This window comes from Candidatus Competibacteraceae bacterium, assembly GCA_016699715.1.
In the GTDB taxonomy this organism is placed as follows: Bacteria; Pseudomonadota; Gammaproteobacteria; order Competibacterales; family Competibacteraceae; genus Competibacter.
The window spans coordinates 762,038-784,033 of sequence record CP065007.1; the positions used below are offsets into that span (position 1 = coordinate 762,038).

General features: G+C 63.9%; 23 protein-coding genes. 15 read left to right on the forward strand and 8 right to left on the reverse strand.

The features are described from left to right. The first annotated feature begins 20 nt into the window (after nucleotides 1–20). The 4 genes from IPM89_03460 to IPM89_03475 are packed head-to-tail and all read left to right on the forward strand — an operon-like array spanning nucleotide 21 to nucleotide 3,754. Complete coding sequence (locus IPM89_03460; GenBank protein QQS54908.1) at nucleotides 21–1,928, forward strand: protein kinase; 1,908 nt, start codon at nucleotides 21–23, stop codon at nucleotides 1,926–1,928. Next, nucleotides 1,925–2,281 (forward strand): FHA domain-containing protein, encoded by a 357-nt coding sequence (locus IPM89_03465; GenBank protein ID QQS54909.1) that lies wholly within the window; start codon nucleotides 1,925–1,927, stop codon nucleotides 2,279–2,281. Before IPM89_03460 ends, IPM89_03465 begins: the two co-directional genes overlap by 4 nt. A 48-nt stretch (nucleotides 2,282–2,329) precedes the next feature. Then, the gene (locus IPM89_03470; protein ID QQS54910.1) at nucleotides 2,330–2,836 is read left to right on the forward strand and encodes a hypothetical protein; all 507 of its coding nucleotides are present in this window, start codon (nucleotides 2,330–2,332) and stop codon (nucleotides 2,834–2,836) included. A gap of 15 nt (nucleotides 2,837–2,851) precedes the next feature. Further along, nucleotides 2,852–3,754: a serine/threonine-protein phosphatase gene (locus IPM89_03475; protein QQS54911.1), complete on the forward strand. Its 903-nt coding sequence runs from the start codon at nucleotides 2,852–2,854 to the stop codon at nucleotides 3,752–3,754. On the opposite strand, the gene IPM89_03480 is transcribed toward IPM89_03475, so the two are convergent. From IPM89_03480 to IPM89_03495, 4 genes are all read right to left on the reverse strand, one after another. Beyond that, on the reverse strand, nucleotides 3,751–4,458 hold the full coding sequence (locus IPM89_03480) for an HAD-IA family hydrolase (GenBank protein ID QQS54912.1): 708 nt from the start codon (nucleotides 4,456–4,458) through the stop codon (nucleotides 3,751–3,753). The two genes, IPM89_03475 and IPM89_03480, sit on opposite strands and share 4 nt — an antisense overlap. Next, entirely contained in the window at nucleotides 4,455–5,174 is a 720-nt protein-coding gene (gene ubiG, locus IPM89_03485; protein QQS54913.1) for a bifunctional 2-polyprenyl-6-hydroxyphenol methylase/3-demethylubiquinol 3-O-methyltransferase UbiG, read from the reverse strand. The genes IPM89_03480 and ubiG overlap by 4 nt, the downstream gene beginning before the upstream one ends. A 72-nt stretch (nucleotides 5,175–5,246) precedes the next feature. Beyond that, nucleotides 5,247–6,575: a TRZ/ATZ family hydrolase gene (locus tag IPM89_03490; protein ID QQS54914.1), complete on the reverse strand. Its 1,329-nt coding sequence runs from the start codon at nucleotides 6,573–6,575 to the stop codon at nucleotides 5,247–5,249. A 108-nt stretch (nucleotides 6,576–6,683) separates the two neighbouring features. Continuing rightward, on the reverse strand, nucleotides 6,684–7,304 hold the full coding sequence (locus IPM89_03495) for an OmpA family protein (GenBank protein QQS54915.1): 621 nt from the start codon (nucleotides 7,302–7,304) through the stop codon (nucleotides 6,684–6,686). A 387-nt stretch (nucleotides 7,305–7,691) separates the two neighbouring features. On the opposite strand from IPM89_03495, the gene mtnA reads away from it, so the two are divergent. From mtnA to IPM89_03515, 4 genes are all read left to right on the forward strand, one after another. After that, the gene (mtnA, locus tag IPM89_03500; GenBank protein QQS54916.1) at nucleotides 7,692–8,741 is read left to right on the forward strand and encodes an S-methyl-5-thioribose-1-phosphate isomerase; all 1,050 of its coding nucleotides are present in this window, start codon (nucleotides 7,692–7,694) and stop codon (nucleotides 8,739–8,741) included. A gap of 137 nt (nucleotides 8,742–8,878) precedes the next feature. Further along, nucleotides 8,879–10,141: an HD domain-containing protein gene (locus IPM89_03505; GenBank protein QQS54917.1), complete on the forward strand. Its 1,263-nt coding sequence runs from the start codon at nucleotides 8,879–8,881 to the stop codon at nucleotides 10,139–10,141. 6 nt (nucleotides 10,142–10,147) lie between these two features. Continuing rightward, nucleotides 10,148–13,897, forward strand: a complete 3,750-nt coding sequence (locus IPM89_03510; protein ID QQS55768.1) for a DNA topoisomerase 3 — start codon at nucleotides 10,148–10,150, stop codon at nucleotides 13,895–13,897. 85 nt (nucleotides 13,898–13,982) lie between these two features. Beyond that, entirely contained in the window at nucleotides 13,983–14,600 is a 618-nt protein-coding gene (locus IPM89_03515; protein ID QQS54918.1) for a hemolysin III family protein, read from the forward strand. A 35-nt stretch (nucleotides 14,601–14,635) separates the two neighbouring features. Here IPM89_03515 and IPM89_03520 read toward each other — a convergent pair whose 3' ends face one another. After that, nucleotides 14,636–14,899: a hypothetical protein gene (locus IPM89_03520; protein QQS54919.1), complete on the reverse strand. Its 264-nt coding sequence runs from the start codon at nucleotides 14,897–14,899 to the stop codon at nucleotides 14,636–14,638. On the opposite strand from IPM89_03520, the gene IPM89_03525 reads away from it, so the two are divergent. The 3 genes from IPM89_03525 to clpA all read left to right on the forward strand — a co-directional run bounded on the left by IPM89_03525 (nucleotide 14,898) and on the right by clpA (nucleotide 17,929). Then, nucleotides 14,898–15,101, forward strand: coding sequence for a hypothetical protein (locus tag IPM89_03525; GenBank protein QQS54920.1), 204 nt, complete (start codon nucleotides 14,898–14,900; stop codon nucleotides 15,099–15,101). The two genes, IPM89_03520 and IPM89_03525, sit on opposite strands and share 2 nt — an antisense overlap. 215 nt (nucleotides 15,102–15,316) lie before the next feature. After that, nucleotides 15,317–15,643, forward strand: coding sequence for an ATP-dependent Clp protease adapter ClpS (gene clpS / locus IPM89_03530; protein ID QQS55769.1), 327 nt, complete (start codon nucleotides 15,317–15,319; stop codon nucleotides 15,641–15,643). Nucleotides 15,644–15,679: 36 nt separating this feature from the next. Next, a complete protein-coding gene (gene clpA / locus IPM89_03535) occupies nucleotides 15,680–17,929 on the forward strand; it encodes an ATP-dependent Clp protease ATP-binding subunit ClpA (GenBank protein ID QQS54921.1) in 2,250 nt (749 codons plus the stop codon). An 81-nt stretch (nucleotides 17,930–18,010) separates the two neighbouring features. Here clpA and infA read toward each other — a convergent pair whose 3' ends face one another. After that, the gene (gene infA, locus IPM89_03540; protein ID QQS54922.1) at nucleotides 18,011–18,229 is read right to left on the reverse strand and encodes a translation initiation factor IF-1; all 219 of its coding nucleotides are present in this window, start codon (nucleotides 18,227–18,229) and stop codon (nucleotides 18,011–18,013) included. Between the two features lie 61 nt (nucleotides 18,230–18,290). Here infA and IPM89_03545 point away from each other — a divergent pair, with 61 nt between their 5' ends. The 4 genes from IPM89_03545 to IPM89_03560 all read left to right on the forward strand — a co-directional run bounded on the left by IPM89_03545 (nucleotide 18,291) and on the right by IPM89_03560 (nucleotide 20,416). Beyond that, the gene (locus IPM89_03545; protein QQS54923.1) at nucleotides 18,291–18,791 is read left to right on the forward strand and encodes a flavodoxin family protein; all 501 of its coding nucleotides are present in this window, start codon (nucleotides 18,291–18,293) and stop codon (nucleotides 18,789–18,791) included. Continuing rightward, nucleotides 18,737–19,546 (forward strand): monofunctional biosynthetic peptidoglycan transglycosylase, encoded by an 810-nt coding sequence (mtgA, locus tag IPM89_03550; GenBank protein QQS54924.1) that lies wholly within the window; start codon nucleotides 18,737–18,739, stop codon nucleotides 19,544–19,546. Before IPM89_03545 ends, mtgA begins: the two co-directional genes overlap by 55 nt. Nucleotides 19,547–19,556: 10 nt before the next feature. Continuing rightward, nucleotides 19,557–19,835 carry a SelT/SelW/SelH family protein gene (locus IPM89_03555; protein ID QQS54925.1) on the forward strand — a complete coding sequence of 93 codons (279 nt, stop codon included), beginning with the start codon at nucleotides 19,557–19,559 and terminating at the stop codon, nucleotides 19,833–19,835. Between the two features lie 107 nt (nucleotides 19,836–19,942). Next, nucleotides 19,943–20,416: a disulfide bond formation protein B gene (locus IPM89_03560; protein ID QQS54926.1), complete on the forward strand. Its 474-nt coding sequence runs from the start codon at nucleotides 19,943–19,945 to the stop codon at nucleotides 20,414–20,416. 122 nt (nucleotides 20,417–20,538) lie between these two features. Here the strand turns inward: IPM89_03560 and IPM89_03565 are convergent, their stop codons facing one another. Both IPM89_03565 and hemL read right to left on the reverse strand, forming a co-directional pair. Continuing rightward, entirely contained in the window at nucleotides 20,539–20,691 is a 153-nt protein-coding gene (locus tag IPM89_03565; GenBank protein QQS54927.1) for a hypothetical protein, read from the reverse strand. Nucleotides 20,692–20,707: 16 nt separating this feature from the next. Then, the gene (gene hemL, locus IPM89_03570; protein ID QQS54928.1) at nucleotides 20,708–21,988 is read right to left on the reverse strand and encodes a glutamate-1-semialdehyde 2,1-aminomutase; all 1,281 of its coding nucleotides are present in this window, start codon (nucleotides 21,986–21,988) and stop codon (nucleotides 20,708–20,710) included. Between the last annotated feature and the right edge of the window lie 8 nt (nucleotides 21,989–21,996).

The following is a 21,996-nucleotide window of genomic DNA, read 5'->3' on the forward strand; positions in this document are numbered from 1 at the left end:
AAGGTTGCCCGATTCACGCCATGAATGATATCACCTCTCCGGCTACTCCCTCCAAGAGTGGCTCCCGCCGGGCCAACGCCCTGCCGTCGGACTACATGCTGGACGAGTATCGGATCGATTCCATTCTCGGAGCCGGCGGTTTCGGCGTCACCTACAAGGCGCTGGACACGCACCTGCGGACCTGGGTCGCCATCAAGGAATATTTTCCGGTGGAGTGGTCGTTCCGCGATAGCGACGGTGTGACGGTGTACGCCAACACCCAAGGCCAGAGTAGCCAGAACGACGGCCAGATCTCGGACTACGTATGGGGCTTGGAGCGTTTTCTCGACGAGGCGCGGGTGCTGGCGCAGATCCAGCATCCCTATGTGGTGCGGGTGAAACGCTATTTTCGCGCCCACGGCACCGCCTACATCGTCATGGATTACGAAGAGGGCGAACCGCTCAGCGCGGTGTTGCAGGACGGCGAAACGCTGGACGAGGAGGAGGTGCGCGGATTGCTGGAGGACGTGTTGCCAGCCTTGCAGGCGGTCCACGAGCAGGGTTACCTGCACCGTGATATCAAGCCGGCCAACCTGTATCTGCGCGCGAACGACCATCGGGTCATACTGATCGATTTTGGCGCGGCGCGGGGATCGGTCGGCCGCCAAAGCAAGAGCGTGACCAGCCTGGTGACGCCCGGCTATTCGCCGCCCGAGCAGTACACCACCCGCAACGAACGTTACGGGACCTGGACCGATATCTACGCCCTCGCCGCCGTGCTTTACCGTTGCGTGACCGGCCACCCCCCGGTGGAAGCGGCCGAACGTCTGCTGGATGATCACTTGCAACCGGCGACCGAGGTGGGTGCCGGTCGTTACAGCACCAACTTGCTGCGAGTGATCGATCGAGCGCTGGCGGTGCGGCCGGAGTGGCGGTTTCGCACCGTGGCCGAAATGCAGGCGGCACTGGATGGGTCGCAGGTCGAGGGCAGCGACGAGACGGTGATCGTGTTGCCGCGGGCTCGATCCAGCAAGGCCATGCCAGTGCCGGAACCGCCTCCACCCAGGGACGAACCGGCGCGAACGCCGATGGAGAGCCAGCCGGCCGGCGAGAACTGGCGGGAGGTGACCGAGAAACCCGCCGCCGCGGGCCAGCGGTCATTGGTTGCGCGGAAATCGGAGAAGACGGGATCTTTCGTACCGCATGTTTTGCAGTGGCGGTCGCTGGGTTTGCAGGTTGGTGGCAGTTTGGTTCTAGCGGTGGCGGCGGGGCTGGTGGTCACCGTGGTGGTCTGGCTGTGGCCGTCCGCGCCCACTTCGGAGGAACAATCGCCGCCCCGCTACAGTCTCGGTCAGCATGAGCAGCCGGCCGTGGTCCCGCCCGCCGCTGTTACGGAATCTCCTGGAATATCGGCTTCGAACGGAACAGCCGTGTTGGAGCCACCCGCCGCGCCGGTGATGAACGTTCCGTCCGCAACGCCATCGAGCCCAAGCCTGTCGGAGCCGCCCGTGGTCGGGGCGGACGCGCCAGCCGAACCGCCATCGACCGTCACCGACATGGCCGCGGAGCCACCGTCTCAGGAAAAACCGGCCACCGCCGCCGATGTGGTTGCGGAACCGCCGCTCCCGGAGGAACCCACTGCCGCCGTTGACGCGGCGGAATCCACCGCCGGAACCGGAGTGGTTCCTCCCGCGCCCGCCGCGCTTCCCGCCGCCGCGAGCCGTGGCGAGTCGTCGGTTGCCCAGCCCGCCCCCAAACCGGTCGCCGCCGAGCCGGCGCCGAGATCCAGGAAAGCCGCGCGACGAGTCGAGCGATCCCGGGCAAGCCAGAAACGGAATGAACTCAAACCGATTGTGGTGACGCCCCCGGCCCTGCGGCGAACCCGGCCGGCGCCGTCCAGCCGAAAGCTCTGGGAACCGCCCACCTCGACAGGTTTTAACCAGAAATGAAATTTTCGCTGTGGCCTTTTTCCCACCGTCGGCGCGGCCAGTCGGAAAAGGTGCTGGTGCGGGCGCGGTTCATTCGCACCGACCGGTTCAGTGGGGGCGAGCTGCGCTTGTCTTCGCCATTGTGCCGCTTGGGCCGGGTACCGGACAACGATCTGCGTTTCGACAACGATTCCGTATCGGGTCACCATGCCGAGATTTACCATCTGCCCGATGGCGCGTTCCAGATCCGCGATCTGGATTCCACCAACGGAACCTGGGTGAATGGCCAACGCGTTCATGTCTATCTGCTGTGTAACGGTGACGTGGTGGAGTTGGGCGAGGTGCGTTTGCATTTCCGAGCCGGCGATACCTGAACGCCCGCCCGTTCGCCTGCTCGGCGTCGATCTCAAGAGAAATCGGTCATGCCTCTTTATCGTGGTGGTTTCTTCAAGAAAGGTTCGTCCGAGGCTCCACCCGTGGAGCCGACCCGCCGTGTTGCCCGTTCTGAAGCAGCGGCGAAACCCCGGCCGAGCGGAGATCGGGCGATTCCGGTTTCGGCGACGCCCGCCCGCGATCTGGCGCCAACCCAGGTCGTCGGCTGGCTGGTGGTCGTCGAGGGTCCGGGGCGAGGCGAGGTGCTGGTGCTGGGCTACGGAGTCAACGATATCGGCCGCGGCGCGGATGCCCGGATTCGATTGGATTTCGGCGATACCACGATCGATCTCCACAGTCAGGCGGCGATCATCTACACCGCGCGTTCCCGCCGTTTTTACCTGCAATCGATCGCGCCGGGCAACTGGGTGGGTAGCTGTCCGGTGGTGGGCAAATCCGTGGAACTGACCGGTGGCGAAACCTTGCGAATGGGGCAGACCCATTTGCGCTTCGTGCCGCTGTGCGGCCCCGGTTTCGACTGGCGCGAAGGCGAGTAAGCTGGAGAGAGCGGCATGGTGGCTTGGGTGCACGACGAAGGTACGATCCAAGGAGACCGTGCCCGACAGGAAGATGATTACGGGGTATTCGAATTGCCGCCGGAGCTGGAGGCGGGTGACCTGCTGCTGGTATTGGCCGACGGCATGGGGGGCGAACAGGCGGGTGCTCGAGCCAGCGCCCTGACGGTCCGCGATTTCATCGAAACCTACGATACGGTGCCGGCCGTCGCCATCCCCGAACGGCTTGAGCGGACTCTGGCGCATGTGAACGAGCGAATGGCGTTGGAGGTGGCGTCCGATCTGGAGAGTCTGAAGGGGATGGGTTGCACGCTGCTGGCCGTGGTGTTGGCGGAGGAGGGGTTGTACTGGATCAGCGTGGGCGATTCGCCATTGTGGTTGTGGCGACAGGGGCGCTTGCACCGTCTGAATCAGGATCACGCCTATCGTAGCATTTTGGCCGCCGAGGTGAGCGCCGGCGAGATCAGCGCCGCCGATGCGTCTCGTCATCCCGCCCGCAACGCGCTGGTGAGCGCCATCACCGGCGAGGAAATCGAACTGGTGGACCTGCCGCGCCACCCCTATCCGCTCAGGCGTGGTGGCGACCAGGTGTTGTTGGCCAGCGATGGTCTGCTGACGCTCAGCGAAAACGAGATTGCCGCCCTGCTGACCCGAGCGCGTGGCGGAGAACCGTGCCGGCGGTTGCTGGAGGCGGTGGAGACCCATCAATGTCCCCATCAGGACAACGTGACCGTGCTGTGGGCCGCGGCGGCGGATCGGCCGCCTGTGGCTTGGCGCCGGCTTGGGGGACGCACACCGCTGCTTGTCCTGCTGGTGGCGGCCTTATTGGCGGTTGGCGGTACGTGGTGGTTGGCCCGAAACGGGGTGGAGACGGTGGTCAGCGCTTTCGCGCCGCCCTAGCGGTTCCGGGTTGCGGGGGCGGCCGGCGTGCCCAGCCAGGCGAACAAATCGCTCGGTCGCCGCAGGAAGCCATCGGCGTTCCAGCATTCCGGCCGGTCCTCGGCGCCCAGATAGCCGAAACCGGCCACCAGCGCGGTCATGCCGGCCTGCCTGCCGGCCAGTATGTCGCGTTCGGCGTCACCCACGTACAGCGAGCGGCCGGGCAGCGCCCCGATGCGGGCACAGGCGTACAGCAGCGGTTCCGGGTCCGGTTTGCGCGCGTTCAGGGTGTCGCCGCTGACCACGCAGGCCATCCGCGGCCATAGATCCAGCGCCTTCAGCAGCGGTTCGGTCAGCCAGCCTGGCTTGTTGGTGACCACGCCCCAGCGAATGGCACCAGCCTCCAGGTAATCCAGTACGTCGGCCATGCCGGGAAACAGCGTGGTCTTGACGGCGATGGCCTCCCGATAAAGTGCCAGAAAGCGCGGGTTGAGTTCGGCGTAGAGCGGATCGTCGGGGGTCAGTCCGAAACCGGCTTTCAGCATGCCCGGCGAGCCGTGCGAGACCGTCGGGCGGATGGCCTCGACCGGCAGGTCGGGCAGATCGCGCTCCCGACGCAGCCGGTTCAGCGCCACCGTCATGTCGGGGGCGGTGTCCAGCAGCGTGCCGTCCAGGTCGAACAGCACGCAGTCCGGCGGCGCGCCGCCGGTAGAGCTGGGGTTCATGCCAAATCGTCCGGTCGGCAATAAACCATGTAGTTGACCGATACGCCCGGTCCCAGCCGATAGCTTCGGGTCAGCGGGTTGTAATGCAGGCCGATGATCTCCCGCAGCGTCAGGCCAGTGGCGCGCAGCCAGCCGTCCAGTTCCGAGGGGCGGATAAACTTGCGGTAGTCGTGGGTGCCCTTGGGTAGCATCCGCAACAGGTATTCCGCGCCGACGACGACGAACAGATAGGATTTGGGATTGCGGTTGATGGTGGAGAAAATCAAGTGTCCGTCGGGTTTGATCAGCCGGGCACAGGCCTGGATCGTCGAGGCGGGGTCGGGTACGTGCTCCAACATTTCCATGCAGGTCACCACATCGAAACCGGCCGGCTCGGTTTCCGCCAGTTCCTCGGCGGTGACGCGGCGGTAGTCGAGTACCGCGCCGGATTCCAGTTGGTGCAGTTGCGCGACCGCCAGCGGCGCTTCGCCCATGTCGATACCGAGCACCCGCGCGCCGCGTAGCGCCATGCTCTCGGCCAGGATACCGCCCCCGCAGCCGACATCGAGCACCCGTTGGCCTTCCAGCCCGCCGACCCGCGCGTCGATGAAATCCAGCCGTAGCGGATTGGTGTCGTGCAGCGGCTTGAATTCGCTATCCGGGTCCCACCAGCGGCTGGCCAGTTGCTCGAATTTGGCGATTTCCTCGGGGTCCACGTTGGGGTTCGCGGTCGTCATGTGCGGGTTACCTTGCTGGAAGCTGAAAATGAGGGTCTCGTTGCCATGGTTTCGACTGGCGGACGTTGCGGGTTACGCTTGGCGTTTCGCGGCGATGCGTTCCCGCCAGCCGCGCGCTTCCTGGAGCGTGTCCGCCACGTCCAGCGTGGTCAGGCGCCGGTCGGCCAACAACCGGCGGCCGGTGACCCAGACGTCGGTGACGTGCTGGCGGCCGGCGGCGTAGACCAGTTGCGAGACGGGGTGGTAGACCGGTTCGGTTTCCGGCTGGCCGAGATCGACGGCGACGATGTCGGCGGCCTTGCCCGGTTCGAGCGAGCCGGTTTCCCGCCCCAGCCCCAGCGCCCGGGCGCCATCAAGGGTGGCCATGCGCAGCATTCGCGCGGCGGGCAGCGCGGCGGCATCGCCGGCCACGCCCTTGCCCAGCAGGGCGGCGGTGCGCAGTTCGCCGAACAGATCGAGATCGTTGTTGCTGGCCGCGCCGTCGGTACCGAGCGCGACGTTGACCTTGGCGGCATCGAGTCGGGCGATCGGGCAGAACCCGCTGGCCAGCTTGAGGTTGGATTCCGGGCAGTGGACGACATGGGCGCCGGCCTCCGCCAGCCGTTCGATTTCGGCCGGTTCGAGCTGGGTCATGTGCACGGCCAGCAGTCGTGGCGACAACAGGCCGAGCTGTTCCAGCCGCTCCAACGGTCGGCAGCCGTGTTCGGCCTGGAACCGGGCGACTTCGGCGGCGGTTTCATGGACGTGGATGTGGACTGGAATGCCCAAGTCCGCCGCCAGTCGGCCGATGCGCTCCAGCGCCGGGGCCGAGACGGTATAGGGGGCATGCGGCGCGAACGCGACGCGGACCCGCGCATCACCCTTTAGCGCTTCATGCAGGGCCAGTCCTTTATCCAGGTACTCGTCCAGGTTGCGGGCGTAGGCCGTGGGGAAGTCCAGGGCGATCAGCCCGACGCAGGCGCGGATACCGCATTCGCGGGCGGCGGCGGCGGTCGCTTCCGGGAAAAAGTACATATCGTTGAAGCAGGTGGTGCCGCCGCGCAGCATCTCGGCGATCGCCAGCCGGGTTCCGGCGCGGACGAATTCGGGATCGACCCAGCGGGTTTCGGTGGGCCAGATATAGTCTTGCAGCCAAGCCATCAGTGGCAGGTCGTCGGCCAGTCCGCGCAGCAGGGTCATGCTGGCGTGGGTGTGGGCGTTGACCAGACCGGGAATGAGAACATGCGTTTCGAAGTTCAGGTACGTCTCGGCGCTAAAGCGGACCATGGCCTCGTCCCGCGGCAGGATGGCGAGAATGCGGCCGTTCTGAATGGCGATGGCGTGGTGTTCGAGAACCCGGCCTTCCGGTTCGACCGGAACGATCCAGCGAGCGTTGAGCAGGGCGGAGATGGCTTGCGGCATGCGGGGTTCTCCGAGTTATAACGGCGGATTATAGCGGCGAACCGGGGTGGCGCAAAAAAAAAGCGCCCCGGCGAACCGGGGCGCTGGATGCCGAAAAACGCAGGCAGCTTACTGGCTGATAACGTGTTCCATGGCGGTCACGGTGATCACCACCCGACGGTTCAGCGCGCGGCCAGCCGGGTTGTCCTGGCCGTTCGGCAGGGTGTTGGGGGCGACCGGATCAAGTTCGCCGCGACTGCGGGTCGAGATGATGGAACCGGGCACGCCCCGGGCGGTCAGGTAGCTGGCCACGGAGTCGGCGCGGCGCTGGCCCAACCGGTAATTATAGGCTTCGGTACCCTTGCTGTCGGTGTGGCCAACGATTTCGATTGAGGAGACCGACGAAACCCGGCGCAGGTCGGTGACCAGCTTGTCCAGTTTGGCACGTCCGGCGGGCTTCAGATTAGCCCGGTCGAAATCGAAATAGGCGTCCGCGCCCAGGCTCAGGGTCTCGACCACCGGGGCGGCCGGTTCGACCACTGCCACGGCGCCGCATTCCGGAACGTTCTTCTCGGCGGTCCAGTACGGGGTACGGATACAGTTGCCGTAGGGGTCCTTGACGATCTTGCCATAGGGGTCGACGGCGTAGATGCAGCCGTATTTGTTGAGCTGGGCGTGCGCGGGCAGCGCGGCGAACAGCATCATTGAGGCAGCCAAGCCCAAGCTAAGCTTATACAGTTTCACTTTCATCGATATACTCTCCCAAGCAGGCATGAAAAATTCTGTGCGCGGTACGTTTAGCCTTCAGGTCGCGGGGACCGGATTCGTTCGAACCGTAATCTTCCACCGACCAGTATACCCGAGCGGTAACCGCTGCGCGCGGCAAACCGGCCGGCCATGGTGTGTAATGATACAACATTGTGTCAGAATTGCAAAAAATGTTGTGCCAACAATAAATACCCTAATTTTGCGCGCTATCTTAATCTCTAGGCAAGAGATTTTTTGCGATAAGCCGGGGAAAATCAGGCTTGTCGTAAAATAGCAACAAACCCTGTGGGTGGCCTGTGCGCGGCTTGAGCATCTCTAAAATGTTTTTGCATATTCCACCATAGGTCATTGACCGAATCGGAGTTTGTCATGCCGTATGCCCATGACACAGTGCGCGCCGTTGTCTGGCGCGAGGATGCCCTGGAACTACTGGACCAGCGCTTGTTACCGACTGTGGAACGCTACCGACAGTTGACGGGCGCGGCGGACGTGGCTCAGGCGATCCGCGACATGGTGGTGCGCGGCGCGCCGGCGATCGGTATCGCCGCCGCCTACGGCGTGGTGTTGGCCGCCCGCGCTCGATATGCCGTGGATGCGGCGCGATGGCGGACGGCGGTTGGGAGCGATCTCGCCATGCTGGCGGCGGCCCGGCCGACCGCCGTCAACCTGTTCTGGGCGCTGCGGCGGATGGAGCGGGCGATCGCCCGCTCCTCCGGTGATCCGGCGGCGGGGTTGCTGGCCGAGGCGCGGGCGATCCACGAAGAGGATCTCGCCGCCAACCGGCGCATGGGGCAGCTGGGCGCGGCGTTGCTGGGCGAACGCGGGGCGGTGTTGACTCATTGCAATACCGGTTCGCTGGCCACCGGCGGTTACGGTACGGCGCTGGGCGTGATCCGCGAAGGCTACGCGGTGGGTCTGGTCGAGCGGGTCTACGCCGACGAGACCCGGCCATGGTTGCAGGGCGCTCGTCTGACCGCCTGGGAATTGGTGCGGGATGGCATTCCGGTGACGTTGCTGGCGGATGGAGCGGCGGCGGCGCTGATGCGGGAAGGCAAAGTGCGCTGGGCCATTGTCGGGGCGGACCGGATCGCCGCCAACGGCGATGTCGCCAACAAGATCGGTACCTATCATCTGGCGGTGGCCGCGCGGTATCACGGCGTGCGGTTCATGGTGGTGGCGCCGGCCTCGACGGTGGACATGAGCCTTGTCAGCGGCGCGGCCATTCCCATCGAGCAGCGCGCGCCCGAAGAATTGCTGACTTTGGCCGGCCAGCCGGTCGCCGCCGCCGGGGCCGAAGCCTGGAATCCGTCGTTCGATGTGACGCCGGCGGAACTGGTGGATGCGCTGGTGACCGAGCGCGGGGTGGTGCGAGCGCCGGATACCGCAAAGATGATGCGAATGATGGTGGAGGCTGCATGAACCGGCGGTTGGACGATAACGATCATGCGGCAATCATGCGCTTTTTTGCATCCTGAAAATTCCCTCGATATCAACCCATGCGCCCCGACCTGCTCACCCGCCGGTAGAGCGGGTTTTTTTAGTGAGGAATCAGATCGATGAGCGTTACCATCAATCTTGGTCAGGCCATTCACGCGCTGTCGGACGCCCTCGACCTGGTCGGCGTGGACGAAGTGTTCCACGGCAAGCGGGTTGGGTTCATGGCGATGCAATGCGGCGGCGCATTGGGCTTGGGCGGACCGGAACAGGAAGATCTGTTTCATGCCGGACTGCTGCACGACTGCGCGGTATCGTCCACGACCCTGCACCGGCGGCTGATCAACGAACTGGACTGGGAGGGGGCGGATTTCCACTGTGTCCGGGGCGGTGAACTGCTCGCCTCATTCGCGCCGCTGGCCCATCTGGCGCCGCTGGTCCGTTATCACCATACCCATTGGGATGTCTTCCCCACGCTGGAAATCCCCGAAACCACCGCCCGGCTGGCCAACCTGATCTATCTGAGCAACCGGGTGGACGCGCTGGCCATACCGCACTACGAACGCGATCTGTTGCTGGCTCGGCATGTCATCCGCGATACGATCTGGCGGTTAAGCGGTTCCTTTTTCGCGCCGGATCTGGCGGCGCTGTTCATGGACCTGTCCGCCAGCGAGGCATTTTGGCTTAGCCTGGAGGCACGCCATCTGCTCCGGTTCGTCTACGAACGGGAGCAGGAATCCCGCCTGGTGCTCATCAGTTTCCCCGAGTTGCGGCAACTCGCGTTGCTATTTGCCCGGGTGGTGGATGCCAAGAGCCCGTATACCATGGAGCATTCCCTGGGTACGGCACGACTGGCGCGCTTGCTGGCCGAACGGTTCGGGTTGCCGGCCGAAACTTGCGAGAAGATCGAGATCGCCGGTTTGCTGCACGATCTGGGCAAGTTGCAGGTGCCGGACGAGATTTTGGAAAAGCCTGGCCCGCTGACCGCCGAGGAGCGAGCCATGATCCAGCGCCACAGTTTCGAGACCTACCAGATTTTGCGTGGCATCGGCGGTCTGGAGGATATCGCCATTTGGGCCGCCTACCATCACGAGACACCCGATGGTCAAGGCTATCCGTTCCATCGCGGTGGCGCGGATCTGACTCTGGAAATGCGGATCATCGCCGTGGCCGATGTATTTCAGGCGCTGGCGCAACAGCGGCCTTATCGGCAGCCGCTGTCTCCGGCCCAGATTCTGGAAATGTTGCGGACTTTCGTCCGGCAAAACCGCTTGGACGGCGCGGTGGTGGAGGGAATCGGGGAAAATCTGGAGTCGAGCTGGTGGGCCGCGACCGGCGCGGAGTCGGGCGAACAGTGGAGCTGGAAGCCGGCACTGACGGACTGAGCGCGGATTGTGAGCATTGCGGTCGTTGCCGAAAAACCTTCCGTCGCCCGCGATATCGCCAAGGTGCTGGGCGCCCGCCAGCGCGGCGAAGGATTCCTGCACGGTAACGGCTATGTCGTTACCTGGGCGGTCGGTCATTTGGTGCGGTTGGCCGAGCCACACGAGATCGATCCGGCCTGGAAGCGCTGGCGGCGCGAGCTGCTGCCATTGCTGCCCGAACGCTGGCCGCTGGTGGTCGGCGAGCAAACCCGCGATCAGTTTGAGGCGGTCCGCCGCATTCTCAACGACGAGGCCATCGAGCGGGTGATCTGCGCCACCGACGCCGGCCGCGAGGGCGAGCTGATCTTCCGCTATCTCTACGAAGCCGCCGGCTGTAGCAAGCCGTTCAGCCGCTTGTGGATTTCCTCGCTGACTCCCGACGCCATCCGCCAGGGTTTCCAGCATTTGCGCGACAGTTGCGAATTCGATCCGCTGGCCGCCGCCGCCCGCGGCCGCAGTCAGGCCGACTGGCTGGTGGGTATGAACCTGTCGCGAGCCTATACCCTGGCTTGCGGCACGCCGGGCGACGAGGCGCTGTCGGTCGGACGGGTGCAGACGCCGACGCTGGCGGTGGTGGTGGAACGGGATCTGGCGATTCGCGCCTTCGTGCCGGAAGATTACCGGGAGGTGGTGGCGACCTTCACGCCCGAGGCAGGGACAGACCTTCCTGTCAGCCCGTATCAAGGCGTCTGGTTTCGCGGCGACCGCCCCGACCCCAAGGCCAAGCGCCTGCCCGCCGACGGCGAGGAAGCCGGACGCATTGTCGCCCGCGCCCGGACGGGACAGGCCACCGTCGAATCCCGTACCGCCGAAACCCGCCGCGCCGCGCCGCCCCTGCTGTACGACCTGACCGAATTGCAGCGTCACGCCAACCGGCTGTACGGCTTCAGCGCCCAGACCACGCTGGACCTCACTCAGAAGCTGTACGAGCAGCATAAGCTGATCAGTTACCCGCGCACCGACAGCCGCCATCTATCCGGCGCGGTCGCGGCGACCCTGGGCGCGGTGGTCGCGGCGATTCAGTCGCCCTACCAGGACCGGTTGGCGTCCGGCACCGGCCAGCAGCCATTGGGTAAACGCTTTGTCGATGACGGCAAGGTGACCGACCATCACGCCATCATTCCCACCCCGTTGCCGGCGCGTGCCGCCCTGGCCGCCGACGAGCGGAAAATTTACGATCTGATTTGCCGCCGCTTGCTGATAGCTTGGCACGACGACCATCTCTGGGCGGTGACCACACTGATCACCGCGATCGCCACGGGCGAGACGGATGGCGTGGCTGTGATCGATCGCTACCACAGTAGCGGCACGGCGGTGGAACAGGTCGGTTGGAAGATATTGGAGGTGGAAACCGCGCCGGCGCTGAAAAAAGCCGCCGGTAAACGCAAGGCTAAAGCGGGCGCGGCAACCGAAGAGAACGAGGCCGAGCAAAACCTGCCGCCGGGGCTGACCGTCGGCCAGCCATTGCGGGTGCTGGACGCCCGCGCGCTGGCCAAGCAGACCCGGCCGCCGCCGCGCCTGACCGAAGCGGCCCTGCTCACCGCGATGGAGACCGCCGGCCGGGCTCTGGAGGACAAGGAGCTGTCGGCGGCGATGAAGGACAGCGGACTGGGCACGCCGGCCACCCGCGCCGACATCATCGAAACTTTGCTCAAACGCCGCTATCTGACTCGCGACGGCAAAGCGCTGAACGCCACCGAGCGCGGCATTGGCTTGATTCAGGCGGTACAGCCACCGATTAAAAGCCCGATCATGACCGGCGAGTGGGAAGCGCGACTGAAGCGCATCCAGCGCGGTGAGGGAGATCTGGACGGGTTCATGACCGCCATCGCCGGCTATGTCGGCGAAGCGGTGACCCAGGCGTTCGCGGTGGCGCGGCCGATCTCACTCTCTGGTCCTCTCGCCATCGATGGAGAAGGGGAGAATCGGGAAGCCGCGCCGCGACGGGAACCGGTGCCGGTGGACCGTCTGCTGGAGTTGCTGCACAGCGAGTTTCGCTTGCCAGCCTTTCGTCCGTATCAGGAACAGGTGTGCCGGACCGTGACCGAGGGCCGGGACGTGTTGCTGGTGATGCCGACCGGCGCCGGCAAGTCGTTGTGCTTTCAGTTGCCCGGCATCGCCCGGGCGGGGACGACGCTGGTGGTTTCGCCGTTGATCGCGCTGATGGAAGATCAGGTCGCCAAGCTGTGCGAGCTGGGCCTGCGGGCCGAGCGCATCCACTCCGGCCGCGACCGGGCCACGTCGCGTCAGGTCTGCGTCGAGTATTTGCAGGGCCAACTGGATTATCTGTTCATTGCGCCGGAGCGGCTGAGCGTGCCCGGTTTTCCCGAGATGCTGGCCAAGCGTAAGCCGGTCCTGATCGCGGTGGACGAGGCGCATTGCATCTCGCAGTGGGGCCACGATTTCCGCCCGGACTACCGGATGCTGGGCCGGCATTTGCCCCTGTTGCGACCGGCGCCGGTGATCGCGCTGACCGCGACCGCCACCGTGCTGGTGCAGGACGACATTGTGCGTCAGCTCGATATGCCGAAGGCGACACGCTACATCCACGGTTTCCGCCGCGCCAATCTGGCGGTCGAGACGGTGGAGACGCCGATGGCCGACCGGCACGCGGCGGTCGGGCGGGTGCTGGCCGATCCGGGCCGCCGGCCCGCCATCGTTTACGCGCCGACCCGCAAGGAGACCGAGTTGCTGGCGCTGGAGCTGGGGGCGGCTTATCCGGCCGCCGCCTATCACGCCGGGATGACGCCGCAGGAGCGCGAGCGGGTGCAAGGCTTATTCGGCGCCAGCCGCTTGCAGGTGATCGTCGCCACCATCGCGTTCGGCATGGGCATCGACAAGCCGGATATCCGCACCGTGATTCATACCGCCCTGCCGGGCAGCGTCGAGGGTTATTACCAGGAAATCGGTCGCGCCGGGCGCGACGGTCAGCCGGCCCGCGCCATCCTGCTGTATTCCTATGCCGATCTGCGCACCCACGAGTTTTTCTTCAAGCGCGGCTATCCCGACCCGGAGCGGCTGGCGGCGATCTTTCAGGCGCTCGGCGGCGATCCTCAACCCCGGGTGCTGTTGCGCGACCGATCGGGCATGGCGCTGGAGGAGTTCGAGGCCGCCGTGGAAAAGCTGCTGGTGCATGGCGGCGCCCGGCGCGATGTCGAGGGCAACCTCAGTCGCGGCGAGGAGGGCTGGTGTCCGCCCTACCAGCGGCAGCGCGAGCACAAGCTGAGCGAGTTGAAACAGATTCTGGATTTTGCCGATCAGGCGACCGGTTGCCGCATGGTCCGGCTGGTACGGCATTTCGGCGACCGGGACGACGATCAGCCCTGCCGGATCTGCGATGTGTGCGCGCCGGAAGCGGCGGTGGCCCGGCGCACTCGCCGGTTGAACCGCGCCGAGAGCGAGCGGGTCTTGCAGGTGCTGGACACGCTGCGCTGGCGCGAGGGTCAAACACCCCGGCAGTTGTGTGAACGGTTGACGGAGGGGCAGGCCGAGCGGCGGGAGTTCGAACGGTTGTTGGAGGCGATGGCCGGCGCCGGTCTGCTTGAATTGCAAGAGGACGCCTTCAGCCGCGACGGCAAGGTGATTCCCTTCCGTCGGGTTTACCTGACCGAGGCGGGCCGGAACGCGGGTATCGGTGAGGTGAGGGCGGTACGGTTGCGGGAGGTGGCGGCCAAGAGTGGGGCGCGGCGCAAACGGAGCGGGGGCAGGGGGCGTTGAAGGTTCGAGGTTCGAGGTTCGTTGTTGCGGCGTGAGTGTGGTTTCGAGTCTTTCGGAATGATCACAAGGCACGGTGTGGGTGTGTATGTACAAGGGTGAGCGTTTTAACAGCATTAGCCACTTGATCGGCGCGGTGGCGGCGCTGGCGGGTTTGGTGATCGTGGTGGTGGCGGCGGCACGGCAGGGCGATCCGTGGAAGATCGTGAGTTTCAGTATCTACGGAACCACCCTGTTTCTGCTTTACACTGTTTCCACGCTTTATCACAGCTTGCGCGGTCGGGCGAAGCGGTTTTTTCACAAACTGGATCACTACTCGATTTATTTTCTGATCGCCGGCACTTATACCCCTTTTACCCTGGTCACCCTGCGTGGCGGTTGGGGTTGGACGATCTTCGGCATTATTTGGGGATTGGTGGTGTTGGGGGTGGTGTTGGAATCGCTGCCCCAGAAAGGCCATCGCACCCTGTCGTTGGTGGTTTATGTGCTCATGGGCTGGTTGGTGCTGGTGGTGCTTAAACCGCTACTGCAAGTTTTGCCGTGGGCGGGTTTCATCTGGCTGTTGGCGGGTGGCCTGTTTTATACCGGCGGTCTGGTTTTCTACGTGTTTGACGAAAAGGTCAGACATTTTCACGGCATCTGGCATTTGTTTGTGCTGGCCGGCAGCGTCAGTCATTATGTGACGATTCTGTTTTTTGTCGCGTGAGGGTCTCGGCGCGGGTTCGCCGGCCTCGTCTCAGGCTATGGCAAGGTGAAATACAGTACCGCCGGCACCGCGATCAAACTACCCAGGTTGCCGAGCAGCACCAGAGTCACCACTTTTTCCGGCTCCTGGCCGTGGCGCTCGGTGAGCAGGTAGCTCATCATCGCCGGCATTTCGACGATGAACGGCAGGATCGCCGCCGGCGGCGCCGGCTCCCCGAAGGCGAACAGCGCCAGCGGGATGCCCATGTCGCCCGTGCTGGTGAAGTACATTGCTGGTGGCGCGGCGATGATGAGGGTCATGGATGAGATGTTGCGCAGTGGCGCCGTGACGGTGGCCACCCTCAACCGCGGAGCCGGTTTCGTGATGCATCCGCTTGATCTTGCCGGGGCCGCGGTACTGGTTTCGGCGGGTCGTCGTGTTGCCGGCGTCTGGCGCCCGGCGGTGCCGGGCGCGGTGGCGGATATCGTGGTGCGTACCCTCGGCCACGCGCTGTTTACTTGATTGCGGTGGGACTATCGGCCTCGCCCGGGGATAACCGCACTCTCTCCACGGTAGCGGGAGCCATCGGTTTTTTTTGCATGCGAAAGGCTCTTGAGGAAACTTGTGTTCCGCGTATTATCTAAATGTCAGCCAACGCCAACGAGCGGAACGACACGCCGGCTTGCGGCGTTGCCGGACGCAAGATGCTTCTTTACCTCAGATCCAACACGCATGCCATGAGCAAGGAATATTCATCGACTCCCGATCAAGACCGCGGCCTGGTGGTCGAGCCGGTAAAGCCCGAACTCAAGCAGCCGCCGCTGTATAAGGTGATCCTGCTGAACGATGACTATACTCCCATGGAGTTCGTGGTACGGATCCTGGAGCGTTTTTTCGGGATGAATCAGGAGAAGGCGACCCAGGTGATGTTGCACGTTCATACCCGGGGCCAGGGAGTATGCGGCGTCTTCACTCACGAGATTGCGGAAACCAAGGTGGTGCAGGTCAACGAATTTTCTCGACGGCACCAGCATCCGTTGTTGTGCACCATGGAAGAAGCCTAAGTTCAAAATCACCCAGCGCGATTCGAGGTGTGAGTTATGTTGAGCAAGGATCTGGAGTTCTCCATCAATCTTGCTTTCCGCGAGGCACGGGACCGGCGCCATGAGTTTATGACCGTGGAGCACCTGCTGCTGGCCTTGCTGGACAATCCCGCGGCGGCGGAAGTGCTGCGGGCCTGCGGCGCCCATGTGGATAAGCTGAAACGGGACTTGCAAGCGTTCATTCGCGATCATACCCCCTTGCTGGGGACTGACGACCCGCGCGAGACGCAGCCGACCCTGGGGTTCCAGCGGGTGCTGCAGCGGGCGGTGTTGCACGTTCAGTCCTCCGGCAACAAGGAGGTGACCGGCGCCAACGTGTTGGTGGCTATTTTCGGCGAGCAGGAATCGCAGGCGGTCTATTTTCTCAAGCAGCAGGAAATCAGCCGGCTGGACGTGGTGAATTTCATCTCGCACGGTATTTCCAAGGTGTCCGACGAGCAGGACGCCACCCCTCCGCAGGGCGAGGAAGGCCCCGAAAATCAGAGCGCCAAGCCGCTGGAAAACTTTGCCAGCAATCTGAACGAACTGGCGCGGCAGGGGCGTATCGACCCACTGATCGGCCGGCGCGATGAGGTCGAGCGCACCATTCAAATCCTGTGCCGGCGACGCAAGAACAATCCCCTCTTCGTCGGTGAAGCCGGAGTCGGCAAGACCGCCATCGCCGAAGGGTTGGCGAAGATGATCGTCGATGGCGAGGTGCCGGAGGTGTTGCGCAACGCCACCATCTACGCGCTGGATCTGGGCTCGGTGGTGGCCGGCACCAAGTATCGCGGCGATTTCGAGAAGCGCTTGAAGTCGGTCCTGGCGCAATTGCGCAAGGAGCGGCACGCCGTGCTGTTCATCGACGAGATCCACACCATCATCGGTGCCGGCGCGGCTTCCGGTGGGGTGATGGACGCCTCGAACCTGATCAAGCCGATGCTGGCTTCCGGGGAGATGAAGTGCATCGGTTCGACGACTTATCAGGAGTATCGCGGCATTTTCGAAAAGGATCGGGCGCTGGCGCGACGCTTTCAGAAGATCGACGTCACCGAGCCGTCGGTCGAGGAAACCTACCAGATCCTGCGCGGGCTGAAGACCCGGTTCGAGGAGCACCACGACGTTAAATACGCCGACAAGGCGTTGCGCGCGGCGGTGGATCTGTCGGCGCGTTACATCAACGATCGCCACTTGCCGGACAAGGCCATCGACGTGATCGACGAGGCCGGCGCCAGCCAGCGGCTGCTGCCGGCCGCCAAGCGCAGGAAGGTGATCAACGTCGGCGATATCGAGACGATCATCGCCAAGATCGCCCGTATCCCACCCAAGACCGTGTCTTCCTCGGATAAGGACGTGTTGCGCAATCTGGAGCGGGATCTGAAGCTGGTGGTGTTCGGCCAGGACGAGGCCATCGACATGCTGGCCAACGCCATCAAGATGGCGCGCGCCGGCTTGGGCAACGAACAAAAGCCGATCGGCAATTTCCTGTTCGCCGGCCCGACCGGCGTCGGCAAGACCGAGGTCACCCGGCAACTCGCCCGGGTCATGGGCATCGAACTGATCCGCTTCGACATGACCGAGTACATGGAGCGGCACACGGTGTCGCGCTTGATCGGCGCGCCGCCGGGCTATGTCGGCTTCGATCAAGGCGGCTTGTTGACCGACGCCATCCTCAAACACCCGCATGCGGTGCTGCTGCTCGATGAGGTCGAGAAGGCCCACCCGGACGTGTTCAACCTGCTGCTGCAGGTGATGGACCATGGCACGCTGACCGACAACAACGGCCGCAAAGCCGATTTTCGCAATGTGATCATCGTGATGACCACCAATGCCGGCGCTGAAATGATGGACCGGCCCTCGATTGGCTTTACGATGCAGGATCACAGCAGCGACGGTATGGAGGCTATCAAGCGGCTGTTCTCGCCGGAGTTCCGCAACCGCTTGGACGCCATCGTTCAGTTCAAGGGCTTGACGCCGGTCACCATCGCTCAGGTGGTGGACAAGTTCCTGATCGAGTTGGAAGCGCAGTTGGAGTCGAAGAAGGTGACGGTGGAAGTGGATCGGGCGGGACGGGCTTGGCTGGCCGAACGCGGTTACGATCCCAAGATGGGCGCGCGTCCCATGGCGCGGATCATTCAGGAAAGCATCAAGCGTCGCCTGGCCGAGGAGTTACTGTTCGGCCGGCTGGTCAACGGCGGGCATGTGATGGTCACCGTGCGCGACGACGATTTGCAAGTGGAGATCGCCGAAGAGGAGGCGGTGCCCTAGTCGGGACGCGGCGGGTGGTGTCAGGCGCGGGTTATCGGGTTCCGAAGTGGCGTAACGTGACGATGCGATGTCGTGCGCCGTTCAGCGCCCGCGGTAAACGATGCGTCCCTTGCTCAAGTCGTAGGGGGTTAGCTCCACTTTCACCTTGTCGCCGGTCAGGATGCGGATGTAGTGCTTGCGCATCCGGCCGGAGATATGCGCCGTGACGACGTGACCGTTTTCCAGTTGTACCCTGAACATGGTGTTGGGCAGGGTGTCGATCACGGTGCCTTCCATTTCGATGTGGTCTTCTTTCGACATAGTTCCTCTCGCTGCTACCGTATCTGCTCTGAAAAAGACGCGCAACCATAGCGGAAATCCCATGGCGCGGCAAGTAGATGACCGGAAACCCTGTCTGAATGCCGCTGTCCACCATCTGCTGATCGTTTACCACTCGCAAACCGGCCACACCCGAGCGATGGCGCGGGCAGTGGTGCGTGGCGCGCGGCGGGTGGCGGATGTGGAGACCCGGTTGAAGATGGCGCTGCGTGCCAGCCTGGACGATCTGCTATGGGCGCACGGCTTGCTGCTGGGTACGCCGGAGAATTTCGGCTACATGTCCGGCGCGATGAAGAATTTCCTGGATCGCACCTATTATCCCGCTCAAGGCAAGATCAGCGGCCTGCCTTACGCGATTTTCATCAGCGCCGGCAACGACGGTAGCGGGGCGCTGACCAGTATTGAGCGCATCGCCCGCGGTTATCCGCTCAAGCCGGTTTGCGACCCGATCATCGCCCGTGGTGAACTGACTGCCGAAGTGCTGCGACAATGCGAGGAATTGGGCGAAACCATGGCTTCGGGGGTGGCGTGGGGGATTTTCTGAAGGGGTGGTTGCGCGGGTGGACTGCCCGTGCCAAACCGACCACCCGACCGTCGCCGAAACGCGGCCTGTTAACTCGAATCGGCAGAGGACTCTGGACGACGATATGGGTTTTCGTCTTGATTTCACTGGCGTTGGTGCTGCTGTTGCGCTGGATGCCGCCGCCGGTTTCCAGCGTCATGGCACAGAATTGGTGGCGGGCGGCCTGGAGCGATGGCGCGACGATTCGTCACCAGTGGATGCCGTATGAAAAAATCTCGCCCTATGCGGCGCTGGCGGTGATCGCTGGGGAAGATCAACGCTTTCCCCAGCATTACGGCTTCGATTTGATCGAGATCCAGCAGGTGTTGGACGATCTGGTAGCAGGCAAGTCGGTGCGCGGGGCCAGCACCCTCAGCCAGCAGGTGGCAAAAAATTTGTTCCTATGGTCGGGACGCGACTGGGTCCGCAAGGGCTTGGAAGCGTGGTTTACGGTATTGTTGGAGTTGCTCTGGTCCAAGCAACGGATTCTGGAGGTCTATCTGAACATCGCCGAGTTCGGCGAAGATACCTTCGGGGCGGAGGCCGCCAGCCGGCAATTTTTCGACAAGTCCGCCGCCCGACTGACCGCCCGGGAAGCCGCGCGGTTGGCGGCGGTGCTGCCCAACCCCCGGCGCTACCGGGTGGATCGGCCCTCGGCCTATGTGATCAAGCGTCAGCGCTGGATCGAACGGCAGATGCGGCAGTTGGGCGGTATCGCTTATCTCGAGCGATTGTGAGTGGACGGGCATGGAACAAAAACCACGAGTCAGCATCACTTATTGCACACAATGCCGCTGGTTGCTGCGGGCCGCCTGGTTGGCTCAGGAATTGTTGACCACGTTCGAGCAGGAGTTGGGCGAAGTGGCGCTGCGGCCCGGTACCGGCGGGGTGTTCGAAATCCGGGTCGGCGATGAATTGATCTGGTCGCGCCAGCGGGAAGGACGGTTTCCCGAGGCCAAGGAGGTCAAACAAAGAGTGCGCGACCGGATTGCGCCGGAGCGGAATCTGGGTCATTCGGATCGCTAAGTCGGTCCGATCTGTCTTTAACAACACAGTGTATTGGACGTGTCATGCAGGATTTTCGAATAATCAGCGCTACCGCCCCGGACCGGTACGGATGGCGATCCCGCCGGATGTTGAATGGGCTGGGGTTTTTGATTTGCGCCGGTGGCCTGGGTTTTGCCTATTACGTCCAGCACTATCTGGGGATTGAGCCGTGTCCGCTATGCATTTTCCAGCGCTTGGCCCTGCTGGCGGTTGGGGTGGTGTTTTTAGTGGCGACCCTGCACGGTCCAGGCGATGGGGGTGCGAAAGTCTATGGCGTGTTGGTGGGGCTTGCCGCCGGGATCGGCGCCGGGATCGCCGTTCGGCACGTCTGGTTGCAGCATCTGCCTCCAGAGGCCGCGCCGCGCTGCGGGCCGAGCCTGGAGTACATGCTGCAAGCGTTTCCGTTGAACGAAACCATTCGCGAGGTGCTGACCGGTTCCGGCGAGTGCGCCAAGGTGGACTGGGGTTTGCTCGGCTTCAGCATGCCGGAATGGACGCTGCTGCTGTTTGTCGTGCTGGGCGTGGCGGGTGTGATCGGCAACTGGCGGCTACGAAGCTGAGCGGGTGCTCAGCCGTCGCTGGGCCGGTATTCTGACGAGGGTCCGGGTCGCGAAAGAAGGACTCCGACCGGGAAAGTCAACCTGGATGGAGCGATTTGCCGGGATCGGGAAACGTCACCCGGTCATAGACTTCGGCCAGAGGCAGGGTGCATGCGATGACCGGGATTTCGATTGGCGTAGATACAGCCGTTCAGATACTCGTTCCTGGTTTCGGCCTGACGTTCCCGCGCCAGGTAGTCGGCGGCGGTGACGAACAGTTCGGCAGGTCGTGACATGGCCGGACCCTCCCCGTCAAATACGAGCAAATACCCGCCGGGCGGCAACGGCGGTGGCGTCGAGATCTGCTTCGGTATGCGCCGAGGACATGAATCCCGCCTCGAACGCGGACGGCGCGAAATAAACGCCCTCGGCCAGCATCCCGTGGAAGAAGGCCTTGAACCGCTCGACATCGCAGGCAGTGGCTTGCGCGTAATGAGTGACATTCTCCGCGGTAAAGAACAGTCCGAACATTCCGCCGACATAATTTGTCGTCAGCAACACGCCAGTTTCGCCGGCGGCGGTCACCAGTTCGTCGCACAGTTGCCGGGTCTTGGTGGCGAGGTCGGCATGAAAGCGGGGGTTGGCGATGAGATCCAGCGTCGCCAGCCCAGCCGCCAGCGCCACCGGGTTGCCCGACAGTGTGCCGGCCTGGTAGACCGGTCCCAGTGGCGCCAGTTGTTCCATGATCGCCCGCTTGCCGCCGAAGGCGCCGACCGGCATCCCGCCGCCGATGATTTTGCCCAGCGTGGTCAGGTCGGGAGTGACACCGTAGAGTTCCTGTGCCCCGCCCAGCGCCACCCGGAAGCCGGTCATCACCTCGTCGAAGATCAGTACGCTACCGTGGCGAGTGCACAGTTCGCGCAGCCCCGCCAGGAAACCGGGCGCGGGTGGGATGCAGTTCATGTTGCCGGCGACCGGTTCGACGATGACTCCGGCGATTTCCTCGCCGAGCTTCGAAAACGCCTGCCGGGCTTCCAGAAGATCGTTGTAGGTCAGCGTCACGGTGTACGCCGCCAGCGCCGCCGGCACGCCGGGCGAGGTCGGCACGCCCAGCGTGAGCGCCCCGGAACCAGCCTTGATCAGCAACGAGTCGGAATGACCGTGGTAACAGCCCTCGAATTTGACGATGATGTTACGGCCGGTAAAGCCGCGCGCCAGGCGAATGGCGCTCATGGTCGCCTCGGTGCCGGAGTTGCACATGCGCACCAATTCCATCGACGGGACCAGTTCCCGAATCCGCCGGGCCATGACCGTTTCCATTTCGGTGGGCGCGCCGAAGCTCAGGCCGTGGGCGGCGGCGTCCTGCACGGCGCGGACCACGGCCGGGTGGGCATGGCCGACGATCATCGGTCCCCAGGACCCGACATAATCGATGTAGCGGCGGCCGTCTTCGTCGTACAGATAGGCCCCCTCGCCGCGCTTGAAGAAGATCGGCGTGCCGCCGACACCGCGAAAGGCGCGGACCGGCGAGTTGACGCCGCCGGGAATGTAGTTTTGCGCTTCGACGAACAGCTTTTCGGAACGGGTGGCCATGGTGGATC